The organism is Saccharothrix sp. BKS2 (assembly GCF_047689505.1).
GTDB classification, from domain to species: Bacteria; Actinomycetota; Actinomycetes; order Mycobacteriales; family Pseudonocardiaceae; genus Actinosynnema; species Actinosynnema lopnurensis.
Map to the genome: position 1 here is coordinate 188,102 of NZ_JAUQOL010000016.1, position 24,240 is coordinate 212,341.

The following is a 24,240-nucleotide window of genomic DNA, read 5'->3' on the forward strand; positions in this document are numbered from 1 at the left end:
GGGTCGATTACGCCGAGCAACACCCGTCAGGGCGCGTGCAGCGCCTGCCCGAGGTCGTCGAGCAGGTCCTGGGGGTCCTCGATGCCGACCGACATGCGCACCAGGTCGTCGGTGATGCCCAGCCTCGCCCGCACCTCCGGCGGGACCGGGCGGTGCGTGGTGGCGGCCGGGCACTGGGCCAGCGAGCGCACGCCGCCGAGGCTGACCGCGTTGGCGAACAGCTGGAGGCGGCCGAGCAGCTTGTCCACGTCGCCGCGGTACCGGAACGACACCAGCGAGCCGAACCCGGTCATCTGGCGCGCGGCGACCTCGTGCCCGGGGTGCTCCGGCAGGCCCGGGTAGCGCACCTCGGTCACGGCGGGCGACTCGCACAGCGCCGCCACCAGCAGCTCGGTGGAGGCGACCTGGCAGCGGGTGCGCAGCGAGAGCGTCTTGAGCCCCCGGTGGACCAGGAAGCAGTCGAACGGCCCCGGCACGTTGCCCACCGCAGTGCGGTTCGCGGCGAACGCCTCGTGCAGCTCCTCGCGGTCGTGCACGAGCGCCCCGCCCAGCACGTCGAGGTGGCCGGCGATCGACTTGGTGGTGCTGTAGAGCGTCACGTCCGCGCCGAAGCGCAGCGGCTGCTGGAGCACCGGCCCGGCGAGCGTGTTGTCCACCAGCACGACCGCGCCCGCCCGGTGGGCCAGCCTGCTCACCTCGGTCAGGTCGACCACCTTGAGCAGCGGGTTCGTGGGCGTCTCGACCCACACCAGCGTGCCCTCCGCGTCGTCGGCGAACACCCGCGCCACGACCTCCGGGTCCGCCAGGTCCTCGTAGCGGACCTCGACCCCGCGCGCGGCGACGGTCGCCATCAGGGCGTGCGTGCCGCCGTAGACGTCGTCGGACACGATCACCCGCTTCCGGGCGAGCACGGCCAGCGCGGTCGCGCCCGCGGCCTGCCCGGAGGAGAACACCGACGCGAACCGGACGTCCTCCAGCGCCGCCAGGCACCGCTCCAGGCCCTCGCGGGTCGGGTTCTCGCCCCGGGCGTAGAACCAGCGCAGCGGGTCCTGCACGTCGCGCTCGTAGGTGGAGGACAGGTGCAGCGGCGGCACGACGTCGCCGGTACCGGGCGTCGCCTCCTGACCCACGTGCACCAACCTGGTGTCGAACCTCATGCGGGGGCTCCCGGGTGACGGCGTCATGCGACGGCTCGGACGAGCAGGCAGCGGGACGGCAGGCGCACCCCGCCGCCGTCGACGAGGTACCGGCCGGCGGCCTCCACCAGGGCGCGGTGCACGTCGGGGTGGCGCTCGTCGCCGTAGCGGGCGCGCAGGGCGGCGCGCGGGCGGGGCGGCAGCACGTCGAGGGTGAACCCGGCGAACGCGTCCGGCGAGGCCAGCCGGAAGTCCACCGCCAGCTCGGTCACCTCGACGTCGCGGAACCCGGCGGCGGCCGGCTCGGCGCGCAGCACCTCCGGGTCGGCCAGGCTGAACGGGCCCGGTCCGGGCGGTGGCGGGTCGAGCGCCAGCAGCCGGGACACGACGCCGAAGCCGAGGGCGATCATGGGCACCTCGGCGGGCGGTCCCCACACGGCCGCGGCGAGCACGCCACCGGGCCGCATGGCCGCCCGCAGCGCGCGCAGCAACCCGGGCCGGTCGCCGGCCAGGGGCAGCACCCACCGGCTCAGCACCACGTCGTGGCCGCCCGGCACGACCTCCGCGCCGCCGACCAGGAACCGGACGCCGGGCCGTCCCGCCGCGCGCTCCCGCGCCCGCTCGACCATGCGCGGCGACAGGTCGACGCCCACCACCTCGCCGGTCTGGCCGACCACGTCGGCGGCGGTCAGGGCGGGCTCGCCCAGGCCGGTGCCGTAGTCCAGCACGGACTGCCCCGCGCGCACCCCGCCGAGCCGCACCAGCTCGGCGGAGACCGCGGCGGCGGCCCGTTCGAAGTCCTCGGTCCACGCCAGCCAGCCGTCGCTGACGGCGTCCCAGGTGGCGGTCTGCTCGGCGCGGGTCCGGTCCAGCTCACCGGTGGTGGGCATCGGGGCACCTTCCTCCGTCGGTCGTCGCGCGGTCACAGGAAGCGCGTGGTCGGGTGGTCGGCGGTCCAGGAGCCGGGGCGCGCGGTCGCCAGCGCGTCGACCGCGGCGTCCACGTCGGCCTCGGTGTTGTAGACCGCGAAGGACAGGCGCACCGTGCCGAGCAGGCCGAGGCTGTCGAGGAACGTGCTGGCGCAGTGCACGCCGCAGCGCACCGCGATGTCCCGCCCGTCCAGGTGCGCGCCCACGTCGTAGGGGTGGACGCCGTCGACGACGAGGGAGACGATGCCGCTGGGCGTCTCCTCCGGCGACCCGACCACGCGCACGCCGGGCAGCTCGGCCAGGCGCCGCACCGCGTGGCGCACCAGGTGCTCGTCGTGGGCGCGCACGGCGTCCCGGCCGAGGTCGTCGAGGTAGCGCAGCGCGGCGGCCAGGCCGACCGCGCCCGCGACGTTCGGCGTGCCGGCCTCCAGCCGCGCGGGCAGGGGCACGTAGCGGACCGGCTCGGTCGCGCTCACGCCCTTCACCGTGCCGCCGCCGACGCGGGCCGGGCGCAGCTCGTCGAGCAGGTCGTACCTGCCGTACAGCACGCCGGTGCCCATCGGGCCGTAGACCTTGTGCGCGGAGAAGCAGTAGAAGTCGGCGTCCAGCGCCCGCACGTCCACGGTCCGGTGCGGCACCGCCTGCGCGCCGTCGACCAGGACCAGCGCGCCGTGCCGGTGCGCGGCGGCGATCAGCTCGGCGACCGGGTTGACGGTGCCGAGCACGTTCGACACGTGCGAGACGGCGACCAGCCGCACCCGCGGGCCGAGCAGGGCGGTGAACCCCTCGACGTCCACCCGGCCGTGCCCGTCGACGGGCGCGACGAGCAGTTCGGCCCCGGTCTCCTCCGCCAGCCTGCGCCACGGCAGCAGGTTCGAGTTGTGCTCCATGCCGCTGACCAGCACCGCGCTCCCGGGGCCGAGCAGGCGGCGGCCGAGCCCGTCGGCGACCGCGTTGACCGCGTCGGTGGTGCCCGAGGTGAACACCACCTCCTCGGGCCGTTCCGCGCCCAGCGCCCGCTGCACGTCGTGGCGCGCCTGCTCGAACACGTCCGTGGAGAGGCGGCCCAGCTCGTGGTAGCCGCGGCCGGTGTTGCTGTTGGCCGTGGTGTAGTAGCCGGTGATCGCGTCGAGCACGGCCTGCGGCTTGTGCGTGGTGGCGGCGTTGTCCAGGTAGGCGCCGGGACGCGTGGCGAGGATCGGGAAGTCCGCCCGCACCGAGGCGGGCAGGACGCCCCCGAGGACGCCCTGGTCGGCGGTGTGCGTCATCCGTGCTCCTCCTTGAACAGGCTCGTGAACCGGGCGACGTGGCTCGGCGACAGCGGGAACACCTTCTGCTCGGCGTAGGGCCGCCGGTTCGGCGGCGTGTAGCCGGGCTCGCCCTTGGCGGGCAGGCGGCCGTCCACGCGCAGGTGCGGGCCGAAGAAGAACCAGCAGATCTGGGCGACCTGCTCGACCACCAGCACCGGGTGCACCTCCTCCGGGTACATCGCCAGGTGCGTCCGCGCGGCGCGGAATTCGCCCCTCGGCCCGAAGGCGTTGCCGTGCATGATGTGGCCGAACACGTCGTGCACCACGCGGAAGATGTCGTTGTGGGACAGCTCCACGCCGTGCTCGACGACCCCGGACGGGGTGCGCAGCGGGTGGAAGCCGGTCGTCGGGCCGGGCCCGTGGCCCGTGGCGGTGAGGAAGACGTGCAGGACACCGGATTCGCGCACGCGGCGCACCAGGTCCTGGGAGTCGCGGTAGGGCGGGCGGTCCTCGGCCCACGGTCGCACGTCGAGCCCGGACTCCCGGATCACCCGGTACTGCACCAGGTTTTCTCGCTTGAACAACTCATAGCGTTGTGCCAGGTCGTCGTTCCAGTCGAGGCGCGGTGCGCGGTCGAAGGAGTCGGCCGTCTCGCGGCAGAAATCCTCGTCGAGGGTGAGCCGCAACCGGGAGAGATCGGCTATTGACGTGCCGGTGAGCCGGGGATGACCCTCGACGTAGGACTGAGCCATGGCAGCGAAGTCCGTTGCCGCTCCGGGTTCAAGCCCCACAGTGCCTCCCGTTCACCACTCAGGATAGCGACCTGTTTTTCAAGCGAACAGTAGCACGATCGGGGGTATGAACAGCCTCGCGTTCCGTGCCGGCGCCTTCGGACCTCCGTCCTGCGGGGAGGGACGCCGAACCGCTCTGAACAGGGTGGACGCGGCAGGTTCCGGGCACGCGGAGATCAGGCTCCGCAGGAGGCGGACCGCCGCAGGAGCGGGACGCCACAAGGTCGGCACACCGCAGGGTCGGCACACCGCGAGGTCAGCACACCGCAGGAGCGGGACGCCGCGAGGATCAGCCCGCCGCGGCGGACGACGCCGACCGGGCCGACACCGCTCGGGACGCCACCGTCCGGGACGACGCCGACTCCAACCCCAGCAGTTCGCAGCAGCGCAGCACCGCGTCCACGTCCCCCTCCAACACCAGGTGACCGGTCAGCATGGCCAGCAACGGCGTGAGGTGCCCCGAACCGATCCGCACGAACGTGGCCGCGTCGGTCTTCGCCACCACCACCGGGTCGACCGCGGCGCCCCTCAGGCCCCGCGCCCGACCACCGGAGGTCTCGATGTGGAACACCTGGTCGTCCACCCGGAACTCGTACCGCTCGTGCCGGTCGGACACCTTGGTCGGGTCCAGCATCGCCTCCGCGGCGAGGAAACCCCACTGCGGTCGGAGGGTGTCCTCCGGCCGCAGGTCGTCGACGAACTCCATGCCCCAGCGCGTCAGGCCCAGGATCAGCGGGCGCAGCTCCTCGCCGGCCGGGGTCAGCTCGTAGGCGAGCTGCGCGCCGGTGCCCCGGAGGTCCACCTGCCGCGCCACACCGCGCTGCACCAGGAACTTCAGGCGTTCGGCCAACAGGTTCGTGCCGATCCCGGGCAGGTTGGCCAGGACGTCGCTGTACCGGGCGGGCCCCAGGAGCAGCTCGCGGATGATCAACAGGGTCCACCGCTCGCCCACCACGTCCAGGGCCGACGCGAGGCCGCAGTACTGCTGGTAGCTCCGCTTGGTCGCCATGACTCCATCCCCCTTCACCGGCCACGCTATCGCAAAGTATTGCGACCCACTGCGTGAACCGAGGAGTTCCGCCGCTTCACCAGTCGTGCATCGTCAGGTCGTCCACCGACACCGGCTGATCAACACCGGCGGGACCGCCTCGTGGGCGTCGGTGCCGGGTGTCCGGGGTGCGGGGAGTTCCTTCGGTGAAGGGTAGCGATGACGGGGTGAAGATCAGCTCCGGGGCGGTGGGAGGGGGACGACACCGTCCACCCCCGACCCCGGCGCCGCGGTCGGCGGCGCCGGGTGCCACCGGTGTCGGCGGGGCTCAGACCCAGGGCGCGACCGGGTACCAGGGGATGATGTCGCGGCGCTCCAGGATGCGCACGTCCCAGTACAGGACCAGGAACACGCCCGCCGCGACGAACGCCGCCGCGGTCAGCACGGCCCGGCGGCGCGGGTCGGCGGCGAACCACCGGCCCAGGCGGTCGCCCGCGAGCCAGGTCACCAGCAGCAGCACCACCGCCATGATGAGGATGTTGCCGAGGGACTGGAGCACGAAGGCGGCCGCGCCGTAGAAGACGTTGCCGCTCTCGGCGGCGTCCCGGAACATCACGCGGAACAGCGGGAAGGGCCGTCCGATGAGGAATGCGCCGATCAGCACGCCCAGCACCACGACCGGCGCGTCCGGCCACCGGCGGGTCAGGCGCGCCAGCGGGTCGGGCACCAGGCCGGCCGCCGCCAGGCCGAGGTAGAGCATGGCGAGGCCGACCAGGCCGAAGACCACCATCGCCTGGAGCAGGCGGGGTGCGAGCCCGCCGACCGAGGCGGTCTCCTGGAACTGCGGCATCCGGGTGCCGACGAGCGCGACCACCACGCCGTAGGCGGCGGACACCGCGATCATGCCGATGGAGAGCAGGCCCAGCGAGCGCAGCACGTGCCGCACCCGGCGCGAACCGGAGCCGCCGTCACCGGCCATGGGCGCCATGGCGCCGAACGCGGCGATGTTGCAGGCGGTGAAGGTGCCGGCCAGGCCCGACACGAACGCGAACACCACGCCCGCGCCGACGCCGGCGATGGGGGTCGCGTCGGCGTCGTGGCCGAGGAGCCCGTCGGCGATGGTGCCGCCGATGACCGAGTCGACGAAGTGGGCCGACCACACGACGGTGAACAGGAAACCGACCAGTGCGCTCAGCCCGACGACCAGCCAGGGGCGGCGGGGACGGGTGAGCGCCTCTGCGGGAGGAGTCTCGATGCGGGTGGACATGCGAACCTCCGGGAGGGGACTTCGGGGGTGTCAGGGCGTGCGCATCCGCCGCATGTAGGTCAGGGCCGCCCAGGGACGGCGGCCGGAGGCGACGACCCGGCCGGTCGCGACGGCGCGGGCGAGCGGCGTGCGGCGGAAGATGGTGAGCATCAGCGCTGCCGGTTCGAAGCGGATCCGGGCGTCCGCGCCGCCGTCCGGCGGTTCGGCGCCGATGCGGCCCCCGCCGTTGACGAGCACGACCGGGGTGGTGTGCGCGGAGCGGAACTCCACGCGGACGGTGCGGCCCTGCCCACCGCCGGCGCCGAAGAGCCGGCCCGTCTCGCGGCTGCCGAGCAGGCTGACCAGGAACAGGTCGAAGGCGAGGGCGGCCTCCGCCGACGGCACCCGCCACGGCAGGGAGTGGGCGCGGGCGATGTCGAAGCCGTGCAGCAGGACCTCGTTGAGCTGGTGGGCCAGCAGGGAGGCGACCGGCAGCCGGGCGTCGCCCAGCCAGTGCGCGGGTTCGTGCGGGTCGCGGTCGGCGCTGCGGTCGAGCAGCAGCGAGACGCCCTCGCGCAGCCACCGCGCGAGCGCCTCCGGGGAGCGGGTCGGGAACTCGCGCAGCGCCACGTCGTTCAGGTGGGCGATGTCGCCGAGCGTGGTGGCGGCGACGAGGGGGTCGACCGCCGGGGCGCCCAGGGGCGTCGCCGGGGCGTGCAGCAGGCCGGCGTTGAGGTGGGCGACGACCGCGGTGTGCGCGGCGGTCTCCGCGGCCGTCCAGCGGACCGCCCGCGGGCGGTCCGGCGCGGGGCGGTCGGGGTCCCGCACGTCGAGCAGCAGGCGGGTGAACCGGTCGGTCGCGCCGTCGAGCGCGGCGCGCAGGTCGTGCCACCGCTGATCGGTCAGTTCCAGTCGCACTCTACCCCCAGGCAAAGATCCACTTTAAATAAACATACTTACTCACCGGTCATCTCCACAATGGCCCTACGCCGAAGCGCGGTGCGGGATCACCTGTTCGGGCCTTCACCGCTTGCCCCTCCCGACGGTTCACTGGGGCGCGGAGTTGACCATGCCGCGGAGCGGCGCCGGGGCGCGGGGGCAATCCCCACGCGCCCGTCGGGGAATCACCGAAGGGGAGCGCACATGACCTTGCCGACCGAACCGATCGGCAGCATCCCGCGTCCGGACTACCTGCTCGCGGGCCTGGGTGACGTGGCCGCGGGCCGGATCGACCGCGCCGCGTTCGACGAACTGGTCGACCGCGCCGTGCGGGACACGGTCGAGCGCTTCGAGGCCACCGGCTCCCCCGTGGTGACCGACGGGGAACAGGCCAAGCCCAGCTTCGCCACCTACCCGCTGGACGGCGTCGACGGGCTCGCGCCCGACGGCGTGGTGATCCCGTTCGCGGACGGGCACACCCGCACCCTGCCCCGGCTGACCCGGGGCCCGTTCCGCTACGGCGCGCACGCCGCCGACCACCTGCGCGCGGTGCGGGCGATCACCTCCGCGCCGGTCAAGCAGCCGGTCATCGCGGCCTCCGCGCTGAGCCTGCTCTACCCCGCCGACGGCATCGACGGCTACCCGCGCGAGCAGTTCCTCGCGGACCTCGTGGACGAGGCGGAGCGGGACATCCGCCAGTGCCTGGACGGCGGCGCGGACTCCGTGCAGCTGGACTTCACCGAGGGCAGGCTGTCGCTCAAGCTCGACCCGTCGGGCGGGGTGCTGCGCGACTTCGTGGCGCTGAACAACGCCGTCCTGGACCGGTTCACCGACGAGGAGCGCGCCCGCATCGGCGTCCACACCTGCCCCGGCGGCGACCAGGACTCCGTGCACAGCCTGGACATCGACTACGCCGAGCTGCTGCCGCTGCTGTTCACGCTGCGCGCGGGCCGGTTCTACCTCGCGCTGGCCGGCGAGCCGGACCCGGAGCGCGTGCTCAGCGCCGTGAGCGGGCACCTGTCCCCGGGCCAGCGCGTGTTCGTCGGCGTCACCAACCCGGTCGACCCGCGCGTGGAGACCCCGGAGGAGGTGCGGGACCGGGTGCTGCTGGCGGCCCGGCACATCCCGGTCGACCAGCTGGGCACGTGCGACGACTGCGGGTTCTCGCCGTTCGCGGACGACACCTCGACCTCGCGGGACGTCGCCTTCGCCAAGGTCGAGGCGCGGGTGCGCGGCACCCGGCTGGCGGCCGAGCAGCTGGGGCTCTGACCCCGCTCGACCGGTGTTCCCGCCGGAGGTGGGAGGCCCTCACCCCCGGCGGGGTCCCGGAGCGCCGTCAGCCGCCCGCCAGCGGCGGGACGATGTGCACGGTGCTGTCCTCGCCGACCAGCACCGCGTCCCGGCCGCGCCGCGGCACGGCCTCGCCGTCCAGGTAGACGTTGTAGTAGCGGAAGGGCTCGCCGTCCGCCCCGACGATCCGGTGCCGGTAGCGGGGCTCGTCCGCGGCGAACCGCTTCAGCACGTCGCCGAGCGGTCCGGTGGTGCACGCGAAGGACGATCCGGAGCCCTGGGTCCAGGCCGTCGACAGCACGATGGTCGCCATCTCACTCCCTCTTGTGGACTGCTTTCAGGCGTCCGTTCCTCAGGCGTCCGTTGCGCAGCGGAACCCGACCGCGAAGTTCGACCAGCCGTCCGGGTCGCCGTACATCCGCTCGGTGCAGCGGACCTGGTAGCGGAAGTTCATCCACGAACCGCCGCGGATCGCCCGGTACCGGCCCATCACCGAGCGGAGGGTGGCGTCGAGCTCCTGCCCGCCCGCGTAGAGGCTGGCCGTGGACGCCGTCCACTCGTAGACGTTGCCCGCCATGTCGTGGCACCCCGCCGGGCTCACGCCGCCCGGGAACGAGCCCACCGGCGTCGTCTGCGGTACCGGCCCGGACCGGGCGTGCACCCCCCGCCACCAGTCCTTCCACTGCTCCAGCGAGGTCAGCTCGCCGGCGTGGAACTCCGCGGTGTTGGCCAGCGCGCGGTCCCACTCGTCGCCCCACGGCCACAGCCGGCCGGTCACGCCCCGCGCGGCGAGCTCCCACTCGGTCTCGGTGGGCAGCCGCTTGCCCGCCCAGGACGCGTAGGCGTCGGCGTCCGCCCAGGAGATGTGCACGACCGGGTGGTCCTCGCGGTCCCCCACGTCCACCCCGGGACCCGCGGGCGCCGACCAGCAGGCCCCGTCGAGCTCGGCCCAGTAGCGGTCGTCGTAGACCAGCCCGTAGCCGTTGCGCTCCGCGTCGGTGAGGTAGCCGGTCGCCCGCACGAACTCGCGGAAGCGGGCCACCGTCACCGGCACCGGGTCGATCCGGAAGGGCGGCACGGTGATGGCGCCGGCCGCGGTCTCGTCGGCGAACCACTCCGGCGGGAACGCCTGGCCCTCGGTCTGGAGCCAGTCCAGCTGGTCCGGTGGGGCGCCGGGCACGAACTCAGCGCCGGGGACCACGATCATCTCGGTCATGTCCGCTCCAGGCCGGGTCGGGGGTCGTGGGTCAGCCGGGACGGCGGACGGCGGTGAACAGGCCGCGCCCGGTCAGCCAGCCGGGGTGGTACCGGGCGTCGCAGCCGGCCGCGTCGAAGGCGGCCAGGTACTCCTCGCGGGTGAACAGGCTCATCACCTCCAGCTCGGTGAACCGGCGGATCCCCGTCGCGTCGGCCACGGTCCACTCCACGTGCAGGTGGGTGGCGTCGGCGCGGCGCACCGAGTGCGACACCCGGGACACGACGCGGTCCGGCAGCCGGACGAGGTCGCCGCCGAGGTAGCCGTCGAGGAAGGTCTCCGGGAAGTACCACGGTTCCACGACCAGCACGCCGCCGGGCAGCAGGTGCTCGCCCATGCGCCCGATCGCGGTGGTCAGGTCGGCCGGCGTGGGCAGGAAGGCCGCGGAGGTGAACAGGCAGGTGACCGCGTCGAAGCGGCGGTCGAGCCGGAACGTCCGCATGTCGCCCTCGTGCACCACCGTCCCGGCCGGGACGCGGTCGAGCGCCCGCCGCCGCATCGCCGGCGCGATCTCGACGCCCTCGGTGCGGTCGAAGTGCCGGGCGAACTCCGCCAGGTGGGCGCCGGTCCCGCAGGCCACGTCGAGCAGCGAGGACGCGGCCGGGCGGCGCTCGCGCACGATCGCGGTGACGTCGCGCGCCTCGGCCTCCCAGTCCTTGCCGCGGTGCCGGTAGGTCAGCTCGTAGACGTCGGCGTGCTCGTCCCCGAACGCCGCCTGCTCGATGACGCCGGGAGGGGCGGGAACCCTCATCGTCGCTCCTCCCTGGGACCGGACCGCCGGGGTTCCCCTCCGGTACGGGGTGCCGAAGGGTCGCCGTCGTCCGGGCCACCCTCCAAAAACACTATAAACTCCACTAGTGACATTGGCCAGTCGCTTTCGATCTTGCCCGGTCGGGACGGCGGTCGGGGCGTCAGCCGTTCCAGACCAGGTAGGCCGGCGCCGGGCGGCCCGGCAGGAGCCGGAGGGCCGCGTGGTCCAGGCCCAGCGCCTCGCGGAACGCCAGGTTCTCCCCCGGCCACTTCGGGTGGTCGATCTCGTCGAAGGCCAGCACGCTGCCCCGGGTCAGGTAGGGGCGCACGGCGCGCAGCGCGGCCACGGTCGGCTCGTAGATGTCGAGGTCGAAGTAGGCCAGCGCGATCACCGTGTGCGGGTTGTCCTCCAGGTAGCGCGGCAGCGTCTCGCGGACGTCGCCCTCCACGACCAGCGTGCGGCCGGTGATGTGGGAGATCGCGTCGCCCTCGGCGTGCGCGTCGACGACCTGGCGCAGGTAGTCGGGGTAGCCGGCGGGCAGGGCGAACCGGCCGGGCACCGCCGACGGGCTGACCCGGTCGACCTCGGCGACGTCCGGGAAGCCGGTGAAGGTGTCGAAGCCGATGATCCGCCGGAACGGGTTGTGCGGCTCGCGGAACCCGCGCATGGCGGTGAACGCCGCGAGGTGCCTGCCGTGCCGGACGCCGAACTCCATGATCACGCCCGGCACGTCGAGCACCATCCGGTACAGCTCGTCCATCGACAGCAGGTCGGCCATCTGCTGCCGGCGCAGGAACAGCGGGAGCGCGTCGACCAGGTCCGACGCGGGTAGGGGGCTGTTCTCCAGCAGGTCGGCGAGCCGCGCCTTCATGGACAGCTCGGCCGGGGAGTCGTGCGGGAAGACGCTCATGTCGCGGTCGGCCCCCGGCGGGGTGCCCGGGTCCGGGGGCGCCTGCGGGACCTGGTGGGCGTGGGGCGGGTTGTGCGGGGTCATGACGTCCTCTCCCGGTCGCCGGGGACGGCCACGCGGCGCCACCGGATGACGATCAACGTGTTGAGCAGGCGTGACAACCCACCGACGCTATCAAATTCTGAACCGACCCATCCTATTAGTGTTGACTTATATTAGAACTTCCCGCATACTGGAGGACATGCAGGCGTTCCAGGTCATCAGCGACCCGGTGCGCCGTCGCATCGTCGAACTGCTGGCGGAGGGCGAGGCGTCGGCCGGCGAAGTGGGGCGGGTCATCGGCGAGGAGTTCCAGCTGTCCCAGCCCGGGGTGTCGCAGCACCTCAAGGTGCTGCGCGACCACGGTTTCGTCGCCGTGCGGGCGGACGGGACCCGCCGCTACTACCGGATCATGCCCGGCCCGCTGCGGGAGATCGACAGCTGGCTGGAGCGGTACCGGGCGCTGTGGGAGCGGCCGCTGTCCGCCCTGGACGAGGAGCTGCGCCGGTCCCGCCCGCGCACCGACGACGGCCGACCGGGTCAGCCCACCACGTAGTCGTTGCCCGCGTACCAGCCGCCGCGCCCCTGCGGCAGCAGGTCCAGCACCTGCCACACCGGCGAGAGCAGGTCGATGCCGCGCTCGGCGCCGTCCGGCGGGAAGCTGGCGTGCACGGTGTAGCAGAACCGCACGTCCTCGCCCTCGCGCCGGAGCACCGTGAACGCCGGCCTGGGCTCCCCCGCGCCGGTCTCGGCACCGAGGTCGCGGTTGAACGTGGTCTCGCCGCAGGAGAGCAGGCGCAGGTCGTGCCACCCCCGGGCCCGGCCCCACGCCCGCAGGTCCGCCGGTTCCGCGGCCGCCACGACCACGAGCGCCGTGTGCTGCGCCAGGTGCCGGTGCACGCCCTGGAGGCCGTCCACCCACATCGAGCACATCGGGCACGCCTCGGCCGTCCCGCGCGGGAACATCAGGTGGTAGACCACCAGCGTCCGGTGGTCGCCGAACAGCTCGACCAGGCGCGGCCGGAGGACCCGGCCGTCCTCGGTCTCCTCCGCGAACCGGTAGTCGTCGAGCAGGGGGCCCGGCGGCAGCGCCCGCCGCGCGGCGGCCACCTCCTCCGCGTGCTCCCGCAGGGCCCGCTCCCGGCGCAGCAGGTCGATCCGGGCCGCGCGGTACTCGTCGTCGGCGTGAGCGGGGACCAGCACGTCCGGCGGGATGCCCGCGCCCGGTTCCAGGGTCTCGATCTCTGCCACGAACCCGTCCACTGCGTCCGGCACCGGCGACCTCCCTGTTGGCACTGCTGGGTTGTCAGCCTCGCACCGCCCAAGCCGGTACGCGACTTTGGAGCGAAATTACCGTACACTCGCGATAGATACGCCATCGAGGCCCGGCAACAGCGAGGTAGAGCAGTAGTACCGAACGCACAACCGACCACGGGGTGACTGATACACTCAACTATCGTGTAGGTAGTTTCATGCGAGGAGCGCACGGATGACGAAGAAGCGGGACTACGGGCAGTTCTGCGGTCTGGCTTCGGCGATGACCGTCATCGGCGAGCGGTGGACCCTGTTGGTCATCCGTGAACTGCTCATCGGGCCGACCAGGTTCAACGAGCTGGCCGAGAACCTGCCGGGCATCGGTCCGAACCTCCTCTCCGAACGCCTGCGCAACCTCACCGCGGCCGGCGTCGTCGAGCACGCCCCCGTCCCCGGTGACGGTCGTGGCCGGGTCTACCGGCTCACCGCCGTCGGCGAGGAGCTCCGCGGGCCGGTGCTCGAACTGGCGCGGTGGGGCCTCCAGTTCCTGACCGACGCCGACGCGGCCGGCGCGACCCGCGCCGCCTGGGGCTTCCTGGCCGTGCAGGCGATGACGGACCAGGCCAACATCCCGGCCGTCGACGAGGAGTACGAGTTCCGGGTCGACGAAGAGGTCTTCACCATCCACGTCGCCGACGGGGCCGTCCGGTTCCACCGCGGTCCGTCCGCCCACCCCGCGATCGTCATCAACAGCGACTCCGAGATGTTCGTCCGGATCGGGGCACGCATGATCTCGCCGTTCGACGCCATCGTCACCGGCGCGGTCAAGATCGAGGGCGACCCCGAGGCCGTGCACCGCTGCACCAGGTTGCTGCAGCTGGCCTGACCGGCCGTGGCCCTCTCCCGGCCGGCTTCACCACCGCAGACCCAGGGAGGGTTTTCCCATGTCCACGTCCGGTCGCACCCACCGGCTCCCCCCGACCGTCCTCGACGGCGGCCTGTCCACCGGCCTGGAGAACCAGGGCGAGCCGATCGTCGCGCCGTGGTGGTCGACGAAGTGCCTGATCGCGGGGCCGCGCCGAGAGCTCGTCCGGCGGGTCCACGCCGCCCACGTCGAGGCCGGGGCCGAGATCGTCACGGCGAACACCTTCCGCTGCAACCTGCGCACCCTGCGCGGGGTCGACCTGGACCCCAGCTCCGGTTACGCCTGGATGGTGCACGCCGCCGTCGGGGTCGCCCAGCGCGTGGCCAAGCCGCGGCTGCGGGTCGCGGGCTCCATCGGCCCGGTGGCCGACGCGTACCGGCCCGAGCTGGTGCCGACCGACGAGGAACTGCGCGAGGAGCACCGCTGGCTCGCCGTGGAGCTGTCCCGGGCCAAGGTCGACCTGGTGTTCGTCGAGACCATGAACACCGCCCGCGAGGCCGCGATCGCCGCCGAGGCGGTGCTCGCCACCGGTCTCGAACCGTGGGTGTCCTTCGTCTGCGGCGACGACGCCCGGCTGCTGTCCGGCGAGCCGATCGGCGAGGCCGCCGGCGCGGTGCTCGACCGCGGCGCGACCGTTCTCGGGGTGAACTGCACGACCCCCGAGCGCACCGGCCCGGCGCTGCGCGCGCTGCGCGAAATCTACGACGGCCCGCTGTTCGCCCAGCCGAACGTGGAGGACCGCACCAACGCCTCCCCCGTCGGCCCGCAGCCGGTCGCGGTCGGCCCCGAGGCCCTGGCCCAGGCCGTCGCCGAGTGGCACGACGAGGTCGGGCTCGCCGCGGTCGGCGGCTGCTGCGGTGCGACCGCCGAGCACGTGGCGGCGCTCGCCGCGCGGTTCGCGCCGCGCGAGGCGGGCGAGCCGGTCCAGACGGGCGTGTGACGTTGCCACCGGTCACCGGGGCGCCCGCACGGGCGCCCCGTCCCGTGCCGGGCGCGTCCGCCCCGGTGCCTCCGTTCGACCCGGGACTGCTGGCGGAGCTGGCCGACACGGCGCTGTCCGTCGCCGTGGCCGGCGGCTGCGCGGAGGCGGAGCTGCGCGCCTCCTGCGTGCGGGCCGGCCTGGTCGAGGTGCACGACGGTCGCCTGGCCGCCTCCACCGACGAGGGTGAGCAGGGCATCGCGGTGCGCGTGCTCTGGCACGGGCGGCGCGGCGTCGCGTCGACGTCGGACCGCACGCCGGACGGCGTCGCGGCGGCCGCCCGCCGCGCGGTCGACCTGGCCCGCCGCTGCGCCGCGGCCGGGATGCCCGAGACCTCGCCGGTGCCCGAGCCGGCGCACCCCGGGGCCACCTGGCGCGGCGGCCACGAGGTCGACCCGCTGGAGGTGCCGACCGCGGAGCGGGCCGACCTGCTGGCCGAGTGGAGCGCCGGGCTGCTGCGGGCCGGGGTCGAGCGGGTCCGCGCGCGGCTGCACGCCGTGCGCGAGCGGACCTTCCTGGCCACCCTCACCGGCTCGACGATCACCCAGGAGCGGGTGCGGGTGCACCCGCTCGTGTTCGCCTCGGTGCGGCACCCGCGCTCCGGGGACCTCGTCACGGCGCGTTCGCTGGGACCGCCGACCGCCCGCGGCTTCGAGTACCTGCTCGGCCGGGGCTGGGACTTCGAGGACGAGCTGGCCCGGCTGCCCGAGCAGCTCGCCGAGACCGTGCACGCGCCCCCGGTCGAGAGCGGACCCACCGACCTGGTGATCGCCCCGTCGAACCTGTGGCTGACCCTGCACGAGACGGTCGGGCACGCCACCGAGTCCGACCGCGTCCGCGGCGAGGAGGCGGCCTTCGCCGGGACCACGTTCGTCCGGGCCGAGGACGTCGGCCGGCTGCGCTACGGGAGCGCGAGCATGGGCATCGTCGCCGACCGCACCCTGGAGCACGGCCTGGCCACCACCGCCTACGACGACGAGGGCGTGGCCACCGGCGCGTGGCCGCTGGTGACGGCGGGCGTGCTGACCGGGCTCCAGACCGACCGGGCGGGCGCGGCCGCGCTCGGCGAGGACCGCTCCCGCGGCTGCGCCTACGCGCAGTACCCGCGCGACGTGCCCCTGTCCCGGATGCCCAACGTCTCGCTGCTGCCCGACCCCGACGGGCCCTCCCTGGAGGAGCTGATCGGCTCCGTGCGGCAGGGCCTGTACGTCGACGGCTCCGACAGCTGGTCGATCGACATGCAGCGGCGCCAGTTCCAGTTCACCGCCCAGCGCTTCCACCGCATCGTCGACGGCCGGCTGGCCGGGCAGGTCCGCCACGCGGCCTACCACGGCACCACCACCCGGTTCTGGAACTCGCTGGAGGCGGTCGGCGGCCCCGGCACGTACGCCGTCTACGGCGCGGACCTGTGCGGGAAGGGGCAGCCGGTGCAGGCGGCCGCGGTCAGCCACGGCGCGCCCGCGACGCTGTTCCGCGGGGTGCCGGTGAGCCGGACGGGGGCGTCGTGAGCACCCACCTCCCCGGGTCGGCGCAGGAGATCGCCGAACGCGCCCTGGCGCTGTCGCGCGCGGACCACACCACCGTCGTCGTCGACGAGCTGGCATCGGCCGACCTGCGGTGGGCCTGCAACGGCGTCACCCTGCTGTCGTCGAACCAGGACCGGTCGGTGACCGTCGTCAGCGTCGTGGGACGGGGCGAGCACGCCGCCGCGGGCGTCGTCACCCGGCGCGGAGCCGGCCCGGACGAGCTCGCGGAGCTGGTCGCCGCGGCCGACGACGCCGCCCGGCGGCACCCGCACGCCCGCGACGCGACCGACCCGCCGGCGGCCCGCCGCGACGGGGACTGGGACCTGCCGCCGGAGCGGGCGGCGCCGGAGGTGCTCGACGCGACGATCGACGGGTTGAGCGGCGCGTTCCGCCGGGGCGCCCGCGACGGCCTGGAGCACCACGGCTACGCCTCGCACCGGCACACGACCACCTACCTGGCGTCCTCGTCCGGTCTGCGGCTGCGCCACGCCGGCGCGGCCGGTCACCTCGACGCGCAGCTGCGGTCCGCGGACGGCACGATGTCGTCGTGGGCCGGGACCGGGACCACCGACTTCGGCGAGGTCGCCGTCGCGGCCCTGGACGACGAGCTCCGCCGCCGCCTGCACGCCGACCTGCCGCTGATCGAGGTCCCCGCCGGCCGGCACGACACGGTCCTGTCCCCCGCGTGCGTGGCCGACCTGATGCTGCACCTGTACTGGTCGGCCGAGGTCGAGCGGGCCGCCGCCGGCGGGAGCCCGCTCGGCGCGTCGGGCCGGCCGCGCCTGGGCGAGCGGCTCGCCCCGGCGGGGTTGTCGCTGCGCAGCGACCCGCACGACCCGGTGCTGCGCTGCGCGCCGTTCACCGTCGCCCGCGAGTCCGGCGCGGCCGGGTCGGTGTTCGACAACGGGGTGCCGCTGGCGCCCACGCGCTGGATCGACGACGGCGTGCTCCGCGCCCTGCCCGGTTCGCGCCGGGCGGCCGGGGCCGCCGGGGTCCCGGCGACCGGGCCGGTGGACAACCTGATCCTCGACGGGCCGGCGGCGAGCGCGGCCGGGCCCGACCCGGCGGCGGGGATCGAGCGCGGGCTGCTGGTGACCTCGCTGTGGTACATCCGGGACGTCGACCCGGCCCGGCTGCTGGTCACCGGCGTGTCCCGGGACGGCGTGCACGTGGTGGAGGACGGCCGGGTGGTGGGCCGGGCGGCGAACCTCCGCTTCGAGGAGAGCTCGCTGGAGGTGCTCGCCCGCGCGGTGGCGGTCGGCCCGGCCCGGCGCACCGTGGGCCGGGAGGGCGGTCCGTCGCTGCCGCGCACGGTGATGCCGTCGCTGCGCGTCCCGGACTTCCGCTGGACGGCGACCAGCGACGCGGTCTGAAGCGCCCGCCCTGGACGCCCACCCCTGCCCGGGGCGGGCGTCCAGGGGCCTGCGGTACGCGGACGGGGAACTCCCGGTGGACCGGACGTGACCGGAGCGCCGCGCCGCCGGGGGTCCTCAGAACCACTTCGCGCGGGTCCCGTCGCCGTTGAGGGGTGAGTCCCCCGGCCGGAGCACGACCCCGCCCGCCGCCGGGACCGGCGGCGGGCGGGGACCCGCGCTAGTTCCGGCCGGTGCCCGGCCGCTGCGCCGACCAGAGGCCCCGGTTGATCACCGGCTTGGCCGTCTCCTGGAAGTCGATGCCCGGGTGCAGCTCGCGGATCGTGCCCTCGATCACCAGCAGCGACAGCAGCGGGAAGATCAGCTCCGGCGCGGCGTGCACGCCGTGGGTCCGCTGGAGGTCGAACATCTCGGTGGCGAAGCCCATCAGGCTGAACTCCTTGGCGGGCAGGCCGTGGTTGCGCCGCACCAGGTCCGCCATCCGCTCCAGGAACCCGTCGACGTCGGCGGTCGGGCTGAGCCCGGTCGCGCTCTCGACCACGATCTCCGCGCACCGCGTCCCGCGCCCGACCGCCATGTTCATGAAGAACTCGGCGAACAGCCGCCGCAGCCGGTCGGTCAGCTGGACGCTGAACCCGGCGTCCAGCACGACGACCTGGCCGCGCGGGGTGAAGTTCAGGTTGCCGGGGTGCATGTCGCAGTGCACGAAACCGTCCACGAACAGCATGTGGTAGATCGAGATCAGCGCCGACTCGGCGAACTTCTTGCGCATCACCGGCGCGACGGAGCGGGCGTCGCCGTCGAGGTCCTCGATGAACTCCATCGCGATCACGGTGTCGCGGCAGAGCTCCTGCCGGACCGCGGGCACCCACACCCGGGCCACGCCGGAGAGGTTGTGCCGCAACCGGTGCAGCGAGTCGGCCTCGGCGCGGAAGTCCACCTGGCCGGCCACCGCGTCGCACATCTGGCCGACGATCTCGGTCACCGGCAGGCCGGCGAACGCGGGCAGGCGGGCCGCGAGAGCCGCACCGCGCCGCATCAGCCGCAGGTCCCGCGCCATCAGCCGGTCGATGTTCGGCCGCCGGATCTTGAGCGCTACCGTGCGGCCCTGCTGGTCCACCGCCCGGTGCACGCAGGCGATGCTCCCGGCCGCGACCGGGGTCAGCTCGACGTGGGGGAACAGCACGTGGAGGTCGTCGCCGTACGCCTCGCGCAGCATCCTGGCGGTGTGGGCGGCCGACGTCGCGGGGACGTCGTCGTGCAGGGTGCCCAGCTGGTCGCACAGCGCGGGCGGCAGGATGTCGCGGCGCGTGGCGAGCACCTGGCCCGCCTTGATGAACGTCGCGCCGAGCCGGGCGAGCAGCACCGGCGCGGCGTGGTACAGCGTCCGCGCGGCCTCCCGGCGCCGCCCGGCCACCCGGTGGCGGACCGCGGCCCCGACCGCGGGGCCGGCCACCCGCCCGGTGACCGCGAACAGCCGGGCCACCCGCAGGAGGTCCTGGGCGGCCCGCGCGGCGGGACCACCCGACCCGCTCCCACCGCGCCCGGTCCCGCCGCGCCCGATCCTGACGCGCTCGACGACGGTCATGCCGTGCCACCCCCGGAGTTCGTGATCCCCGGCAGCTCGATCGCCCGCAGCTGCAGGGTCGCGTGGTCGCAGTACCAGAACAGCCTGCCGTCCCAGGTGATCGCCCTGGGCTTGCCCCAGACCATCACCGGGTAGCGCGGCCGCCTGCTGTTGAGGTCGGTCAGCCGGACCCGGGAGGCGTCGCGGTCGGTGTGCACCAGGAACCCGTCGGACACCGTCACGCCCGTGACCTCGTGGCCCACGTCGATGCAGTCCAGCAACCGGAAGTTGTCCAGCTCGCGCAGCTCGACGATGCCGAGGTCCTCGTAGCCGATCCACACCCCGTCCCGGCACGCCTCCAGGCCGGAGATCGGGTGGCCGGGCCGGGGGTTGGGCCACTCGTCGATCTCGCTGCCGGTCGCCGGGTCGAGCAGGCGCAGGTTCCGCTCCTCGCCCACCACCTGGAGCAGCGCGCCGCGCAGGGTGGTGAGGTCGCCGGCGACCTCCTGGCACGGGATCCGCTGCACGATCTCGCCGCTGACGGGGTCGATCGCGCCGATCTGCTTCGAGAAGATCTCGGCGAAGTACAGGTACTCCCCGCTCCAGGTGACCCCGCACAGGTCGAGGGCACGGACGGGGAGGTCTCGGACGATGCCTGCGGATACGGTCACGGCCGCACCGGCGCCCGGGCGAGTCCGACGTCCATCGTCCAGGTCTCGACGAGCCTGGCGGTGTCCCGGGGGCGTTCGAGCGCGACCTTGAGGCTGTCGCCCGCGGCGACCGCGCTGTGGCGGACCGGCCAGACCCAGCAGGCCCAGTTGCAGCCGGTGTAGCCGGGGAAGTTCGCGAGTTCGACACCGGGGGCCAGGACGGCCCGGAACGAGCCGACGACCGCGTGCAGCGTGCCGGCGGTCTCGACCTGCACGGCGTGGTGCTCGCCGCCGATCGGGCGCGCGCGCTCACCGAGCCGGACGTCCGCGGCCACCGCGGGTTCGCCGAGCACCCGGGGCGGGCGCTGGAAGAAGTGCAGCTGGGCGGCCGGCGCGACGTGGTCGAGCACCGCGCCGAAGCGCAGGCCGTACACGTCCTGCGACCAGATGCCCCAGCCCTCGCCGTCGAACTCGACGGGGGCGAGCAGCGTCTGGAGCCGCTCGGGGACGATCCGCCCGCCCTCGGCGAGGTTGCGCCGGGCGAAGGCGGCCAGGACCTCGGCCATCTCCTCCTCCGGCCCGAGGTTGCCCATCAGCTCGGCGACCACCACGTTCGCCTTGCGCGGGAGCCTCGCCACCCGGGCGTCGCCCTGGATGACGGTCACGCGGTCCGCGACCCCGTTGTCCCGCGCGATCATCGTGGCCAGCTCGGCGGTCTCCGGGTCGCCCTCGATCGCGTAGACGTGTTCGGCACCGTGCCGCAACGCCATGAGCCCCAGGACCAGGGTCCCGGCCCCGACGTCGGCCACGACGTCGCCTGGCCGGACGGTGGCGGCGAGCGCCTCGTCGTAGGCGGCCAACCGGGTTCGGTCGGACAGCATGATCTGGTGCATCAACAGCGTGCGTGGGTTCACGGTGCCCCTTCTCTGCGGCCGTCGCGTACGGCGGCGCGGATGGACGGCGGCCGCCCGGGACACCGCTTGCGCAGGTGTCCCGGGCGGGGGTCACGCGTTCGAGACTCAGACGTTGACCGCGGCGTGCTCGCCGACGATCGACTCCCTCATCACGAACTTGGCACCGGTCAGGCGGGCCTTCACGGTGTTGTCCTCGGTCACCAGGGCGGTGTCCGGGCCCTCGAGGGCCAGGTTGGTGCCCAGCGGGTCGAGGTCGTTCAGGCGACCCGCCACGTGCACCGCGTTGGTGGCGTAGAGGGTGCCGTGCGGCGTGCAGATCTCGAACTGCGCGTCGAAGTGCAGGTCGCTCGGGTACCGCACGCGGCTGAGGCTGTCCTCGGAGCCCTCACCCAGCGTCCCGCTCGACGGGCGCGCCCAGCTCGCCCGCAGCATAACCCGGCCACCCAGCTCGGCGCACTCGCCGACCAGGGCGACGCGAGCCAGCTGCGCCAGGACGCCCGTGCCCTCGTCGTGCTTCTCCGGGCCGAACAGCAGGATCTCGGCACCGGCGGCGAGGGAGTGGTCGCCCGCCAGCTCGACGGTGACCGTGCGACCGCCGACCTCCAGGGAGATCTGACCCTCCATGGAGCTCTGCATGATGATGGACGGGTCCATCAGCATCGACATGCAGGCGGCCGGCGCGGCGGCGAAGAACACGGTCGGCGTGATGCCGATCGGGTTGTTCTCGTCGTCGGACGGGTACCACGCCTCGGGCAGCGTCGTGCCACGCACCACGTTCGGCGCCTGCACGAGCTCCTGGTGGTGGTCGCCGCGCGGGAAGCCCAGGTACGGGCTGCTCAGCGGCTTCTTGAACGGCGGCACGTTGTCCACGATGCCGTAGATCGGGATGACGTTGCGGTGGACCAGCCGCAGCGTGCTGGTCTCCAGGATCCCGTACCGGCGGATGTGGAACTCCGCCGGGAAGTTGTTCCCGGGCGAGATCTGCTTCACGTGGCCGGTGTTCGGCAGCTTCGGGTTCGACAGGATCTGGATCCGGTCGTTCAGCTCGTAGCTGAAGCCCTTGATGCCGACCTCGGGAGCACTGATCAGCTCGGTGTCGAACGTCGAGTGACCCTGCTCGTCGACCCGGTGCTCGAAGCCCGGCATCGGCCACTTGTTCATCTGGACGAAGCCCGAGAGGTTGATCGTCTCTCGCTTGCCGTTGTAGTAGTCATCGCCGTACACGACCGTCGCGGCAGCAAGAATGTGCGGACGGATCGGCTTGGGCGCCAGACCCAACGACTCGTAGGTCTCCCTGCTCACTTGCTGACCTCCAGCGGAGTTGAGGGTGGGGTGTCGGACAACTTGCGAGCCCGGGGGGCTCTGCCGTGTCCCATGAACTGATACTACGGTTTTATATAGTCATTAGCAAGACCCTGGGCTGAGCCGGTCTCCACGGACCCCGTACGGGCGTGCAGCACGACGGCGGGCTGGGCCGCGTCCAGCGCCGCAGCGCAGCCCTCAGGGGTGTCGGAGACGGCCATCAGGAGGGCGTAGCGCCCCCAGACGTGCCCCTCCGGCGGCGGCGAGATCGTGGTGCCCGGTCGGGGCAGCCCGGTGGCGAGCACGATCCCGGCCGGGAGCCGGTCGGGATCGACCTCGACGCGGTCCACCTCGCACGGGGCGTCCGGGTAGAGGAACCGGACCGCCGCGACCCGGCCCCGGTCCGGACGCGGGTCCGGTTCCAGGCCGCAGGCCAGCAGGGTCGCCACGGCGCCGGCGTCGACACCGGTGGCGGCCTGGCCCAGCATGGGGATGAGGTCCCCGCCCAGGCGGCAGTTGACCTCGATGACCCGCCAGCCGTCGCGGGCCCGGCGCAGTTCGACGTGCGTCATCCCGTGGTCGAAGCCGAGCGCCTCGTGCGCGGCGGTCACCACGCGGTGCAGCTCCGGGTCGTCCTCCCCCGGACCGCGGCCGTCGACCACGTGCCCGGTCTCCTCGAAGTACGGCGGGTACCCGGTCGTCTTGCGCGCGGTGAACAGCGGGTGGGTGCGGCCGTCGAGCACCCAGGAGTCGACGCTGACCTCCGGGCCGTCGACGTACTCCTCCACCAGGACCCCGTCGGACCGGTACGGGACCGGGCCGACCTGCGCGGCCCGGGTGTGGGCGTAGCCCGCCGCCAGGTCCCGCGCCGAGTCGACCCGGATGACGCCCATGCTGGCGCCCAGGTCCCGCGGCTTGAGCACGACCGGGTACCCGATCCGGTCCGCGGCCGCGGCCGCCTCCTCGGCGCCGGAGACCACCTCGGAGGCCGGCTGGGGCACCCCCGCGGCGGCCAGGGCCGTCCGGGTGCGGTGCTTGTCCCGGCAGCGGTCCACCACGTCCGGCGCCACGCCCGGCAGGCCGAGCGCGCGGGCGATGTGGGCGGTGCCGGACATCTTGAGCTCGTCCCAGGACAGCACGCCGGTCACCCGCCGCCGCCCGGCGACCTCCTGGGCGGCGGCGACCAGCGCCGGGATGTCGAAGACGTCGACGAGGGTGTGCCCGACCAGCTTCTCCGCCACCGAGGGGGCGGGTTCGGCCTCGGCGAGCAGCCACACGTCGGCGACGGAGCCGACGCCGTCGAGCAGGTAGCTGCGGTACCCCTCGAAGACGATCCCGACCAGGAGCACCAGGGGCCTCCCGGTCGGCGTCACGAGCGGGCTCCCCGATCCAGCGGTGCGATGGCCCGCAACGCCTTGCCCGGGAAGTCGCAGTACCAGAGGTGGTGACCGTCGTAGGTGAGGCCGGTGGGGCTCCCGGTCGCGGCCTCGGAGAACACCTGCTCGCCGGTCTCGACGTCGTAGCCGCGGATGACCACGTCCTCGAAGTCGGTGTAGTACACGACGCCGTCGACCTCGGTGAGCCCCGAGGGGTTCCCGACCACCGGGAACTCCCTCAGGATCTCCACCGTGTCGACGGACCGCAGCTGGACCACAGGGGGCCGCCGCAGGCAGACCCACACCCCCTCGGGACGGACCTCCGCGCCGCAGACCCGGCCGTTGGACGGCTCGATGGCCCGCCGCTCCACGAGTTCGCCGCTCTCCGGGTCGAGCAGGAGGAACCGCTTGGGCCGCATCCCGATCTGCCAGAGCCGCCCGTCGTGGAAGGTCAGGTCCGCCCGCGCGCCGGGGCACGAGAGCGTGTGCCGCACGCTCCCGTCCACCGGGTCGAGCGCGTACACCTCACCGGCCTGCTGGTCGGAGTGCCACAGCTGCCGCCCGTCCCAGGTGAGACCGCAGAGGTAGGCGCCCGGGGAGGGCAGCGACCGGAGCACGGCGACGTCGGGGTTGACGGTGGGCACGGGCATCGTGGTCACACCCCCGCCACGGGGTCGGCGGCCACGACGCTGCGGTCTTCGCCGCGGAAGGTGAACCGGGCGTCGTCGCCCTCGCCCTCGACGTCGACCAGCGCGACCTGACCGGGGGCCAGGTCGCCGAAGAGGATCTTCTCCGACAGCTGGTCCTCGATCTCGCGCTGGATCGTGCGACGCAGCGGCCGGGCGCCCAG

General features: G+C 73.8%; 25 protein-coding genes. 6 read left to right on the top strand and 19 right to left on the bottom strand.

All coding sequences use genetic code 11. The annotated features are described in order from the left end of the window. Positions 1–26: 26 nt before the first annotated feature. The 7 genes from Q5530_RS30725 to Q5530_RS30755 form a co-directional block, all read right to left on the bottom strand. A complete protein-coding gene (locus tag Q5530_RS30725; RefSeq protein WP_380638549.1) occupies positions 27–1,157 on the bottom strand; it encodes a trans-sulfuration enzyme family protein in 1,131 nt (376 codons plus the stop codon). Positions 1,158–1,180: 23 nt separating this feature from the next. Continuing rightward, positions 1,181–2,026, bottom strand: coding sequence for a class I SAM-dependent methyltransferase (locus tag Q5530_RS30730; protein WP_415366325.1), 846 nt, complete (start codon positions 2,024–2,026; stop codon positions 1,181–1,183). A 32-nt stretch (positions 2,027–2,058) separates the two neighbouring features. After that, positions 2,059–3,333, bottom strand: a complete 1,275-nt coding sequence (locus Q5530_RS30735; protein ID WP_415366326.1) for an aminotransferase class V-fold PLP-dependent enzyme — start codon at positions 3,331–3,333, stop codon at positions 2,059–2,061. After that, the gene (locus tag Q5530_RS30740; protein WP_415366327.1) at positions 3,330–4,067 is read right to left on the bottom strand and encodes a crotonobetainyl-CoA--carnitine CoA-transferase; all 738 of its coding nucleotides are present in this window, start codon (positions 4,065–4,067) and stop codon (positions 3,330–3,332) included. Before Q5530_RS30740 ends, Q5530_RS30735 begins: the two co-directional genes overlap by 4 nt. Positions 4,068–4,395: 328 nt before the next feature. Then, positions 4,396–5,115: a winged helix-turn-helix transcriptional regulator gene (locus tag Q5530_RS30745; RefSeq protein WP_415366328.1), complete on the bottom strand. Its 720-nt coding sequence runs from the start codon at positions 5,113–5,115 to the stop codon at positions 4,396–4,398. 307 nt (positions 5,116–5,422) lie between these two features. Then, complete coding sequence (locus Q5530_RS30750) at positions 5,423–6,361, bottom strand: hypothetical protein (protein ID WP_415366330.1); 939 nt, start codon at positions 6,359–6,361, stop codon at positions 5,423–5,425. Positions 6,362–6,391: 30 nt separating this feature from the next. After that, positions 6,392–7,258: a maleylpyruvate isomerase N-terminal domain-containing protein gene (locus tag Q5530_RS30755; RefSeq protein ID WP_415366331.1), complete on the bottom strand. Its 867-nt coding sequence runs from the start codon at positions 7,256–7,258 to the stop codon at positions 6,392–6,394. Between the two features lie 225 nt (positions 7,259–7,483). Between Q5530_RS30755 and Q5530_RS30760 the strand changes: the two genes are divergently transcribed. Continuing rightward, positions 7,484–8,548 (top strand): cobalamin-independent methionine synthase II family protein, encoded by a 1,065-nt coding sequence (locus tag Q5530_RS30760; RefSeq protein WP_415366332.1) that lies wholly within the window; start codon positions 7,484–7,486, stop codon positions 8,546–8,548. A gap of 67 nt (positions 8,549–8,615) precedes the next feature. Here the strand turns inward: Q5530_RS30760 and Q5530_RS30765 are convergent, their stop codons facing one another. The 4 genes from Q5530_RS30765 to Q5530_RS30780 form a co-directional block, all read right to left on the bottom strand. Beyond that, positions 8,616–8,882: a MoaD/ThiS family protein gene (locus tag Q5530_RS30765; RefSeq protein WP_380638557.1), complete on the bottom strand. Its 267-nt coding sequence runs from the start codon at positions 8,880–8,882 to the stop codon at positions 8,616–8,618. A gap of 39 nt (positions 8,883–8,921) precedes the next feature. Further along, entirely contained in the window at positions 8,922–9,785 is an 864-nt protein-coding gene (locus tag Q5530_RS30770; RefSeq protein ID WP_380638558.1) for a formylglycine-generating enzyme family protein, read from the bottom strand. A 31-nt stretch (positions 9,786–9,816) separates the two neighbouring features. After that, on the bottom strand, positions 9,817–10,575 hold the full coding sequence (locus Q5530_RS30775; RefSeq protein ID WP_415366333.1) for a class I SAM-dependent methyltransferase: 759 nt from the start codon (positions 10,573–10,575) through the stop codon (positions 9,817–9,819). A gap of 160 nt (positions 10,576–10,735) precedes the next feature. Then, the gene (locus tag Q5530_RS30780; protein ID WP_415366335.1) at positions 10,736–11,569 is read right to left on the bottom strand and encodes a class I SAM-dependent methyltransferase; all 834 of its coding nucleotides are present in this window, start codon (positions 11,567–11,569) and stop codon (positions 10,736–10,738) included. Positions 11,570–11,726: 157 nt separating this feature from the next. On the opposite strand from Q5530_RS30780, the gene Q5530_RS30785 reads away from it, so the two are divergent. Beyond that, the gene (locus Q5530_RS30785) at positions 11,727–12,080 is read left to right on the top strand and encodes an ArsR/SmtB family transcription factor (RefSeq protein ID WP_415366336.1); all 354 of its coding nucleotides are present in this window, start codon (positions 11,727–11,729) and stop codon (positions 12,078–12,080) included. On the opposite strand, the gene Q5530_RS30790 is transcribed toward Q5530_RS30785, so the two are convergent. Further along, a complete protein-coding gene (locus Q5530_RS30790; RefSeq protein WP_415366337.1) occupies positions 12,065–12,799 on the bottom strand; it encodes a DUF899 family protein in 735 nt (244 codons plus the stop codon). The genes Q5530_RS30785 and Q5530_RS30790 overlap by 16 nt on opposite strands. A 214-nt stretch (positions 12,800–13,013) precedes the next feature. On the opposite strand from Q5530_RS30790, the gene Q5530_RS30795 reads away from it, so the two are divergent. From Q5530_RS30795 to Q5530_RS30810, 4 genes are all read left to right on the top strand, one after another. Further along, a complete protein-coding gene (locus tag Q5530_RS30795) occupies positions 13,014–13,664 on the top strand; it encodes a winged helix-turn-helix transcriptional regulator (protein WP_380638563.1) in 651 nt (216 codons plus the stop codon). A 58-nt stretch (positions 13,665–13,722) separates the two neighbouring features. Next, positions 13,723–14,643 (top strand): homocysteine S-methyltransferase family protein, encoded by a 921-nt coding sequence (locus Q5530_RS30800; RefSeq protein ID WP_415366338.1) that lies wholly within the window; start codon positions 13,723–13,725, stop codon positions 14,641–14,643. A gap of 65 nt (positions 14,644–14,708) precedes the next feature. Beyond that, positions 14,709–16,190: a TldD/PmbA family protein gene (locus tag Q5530_RS30805; RefSeq protein WP_415366339.1), complete on the top strand. Its 1,482-nt coding sequence runs from the start codon at positions 14,709–14,711 to the stop codon at positions 16,188–16,190. Then, a complete protein-coding gene (locus Q5530_RS30810; RefSeq protein ID WP_415366340.1) occupies positions 16,187–17,581 on the top strand; it encodes a metallopeptidase TldD-related protein in 1,395 nt (464 codons plus the stop codon). Before Q5530_RS30805 ends, Q5530_RS30810 begins: the two co-directional genes overlap by 4 nt. A gap of 220 nt (positions 17,582–17,801) precedes the next feature. Here Q5530_RS30810 and Q5530_RS30815 read toward each other — a convergent pair whose 3' ends face one another. The 7 genes from Q5530_RS30815 to Q5530_RS30845 all read right to left on the bottom strand — a co-directional run. Further along, a complete protein-coding gene (locus tag Q5530_RS30815) occupies positions 17,802–19,169 on the bottom strand; it encodes an ABC1 kinase family protein (RefSeq protein WP_415366341.1) in 1,368 nt (455 codons plus the stop codon). Next, positions 19,166–19,819, bottom strand: a complete 654-nt coding sequence (locus tag Q5530_RS30820; protein ID WP_380638568.1) for a hypothetical protein — start codon at positions 19,817–19,819, stop codon at positions 19,166–19,168. The genes Q5530_RS30815 and Q5530_RS30820 overlap by 4 nt, the downstream gene beginning before the upstream one ends. Continuing rightward, positions 19,816–20,712: a 50S ribosomal protein L11 methyltransferase gene (locus Q5530_RS30825; RefSeq protein WP_380638569.1), complete on the bottom strand. Its 897-nt coding sequence runs from the start codon at positions 20,710–20,712 to the stop codon at positions 19,816–19,818. The genes Q5530_RS30820 and Q5530_RS30825 overlap by 4 nt, the downstream gene beginning before the upstream one ends. 105 nt (positions 20,713–20,817) lie before the next feature. Further along, the gene (locus tag Q5530_RS30830) at positions 20,818–22,014 is read right to left on the bottom strand and encodes a DUF6004 family protein (RefSeq protein ID WP_380638570.1); all 1,197 of its coding nucleotides are present in this window, start codon (positions 22,012–22,014) and stop codon (positions 20,818–20,820) included. An 83-nt stretch (positions 22,015–22,097) separates the two neighbouring features. Next, positions 22,098–23,387 carry an ATP-grasp domain-containing protein gene (locus Q5530_RS30835; RefSeq protein ID WP_415366342.1) on the bottom strand — a complete coding sequence of 430 codons (1,290 nt, stop codon included), beginning with the start codon at positions 23,385–23,387 and terminating at the stop codon, positions 22,098–22,100. Beyond that, positions 23,384–24,040: a hypothetical protein gene (locus Q5530_RS30840; RefSeq protein ID WP_415366343.1), complete on the bottom strand. Its 657-nt coding sequence runs from the start codon at positions 24,038–24,040 to the stop codon at positions 23,384–23,386. Before Q5530_RS30840 ends, Q5530_RS30835 begins: the two co-directional genes overlap by 4 nt. Positions 24,041–24,045: 5 nt before the next feature. Continuing rightward, positions 24,046–24,240 (bottom strand): hypothetical protein (locus Q5530_RS30845; RefSeq protein WP_415366344.1); only part of this gene is annotated, 195 nt, incomplete at its 5' end.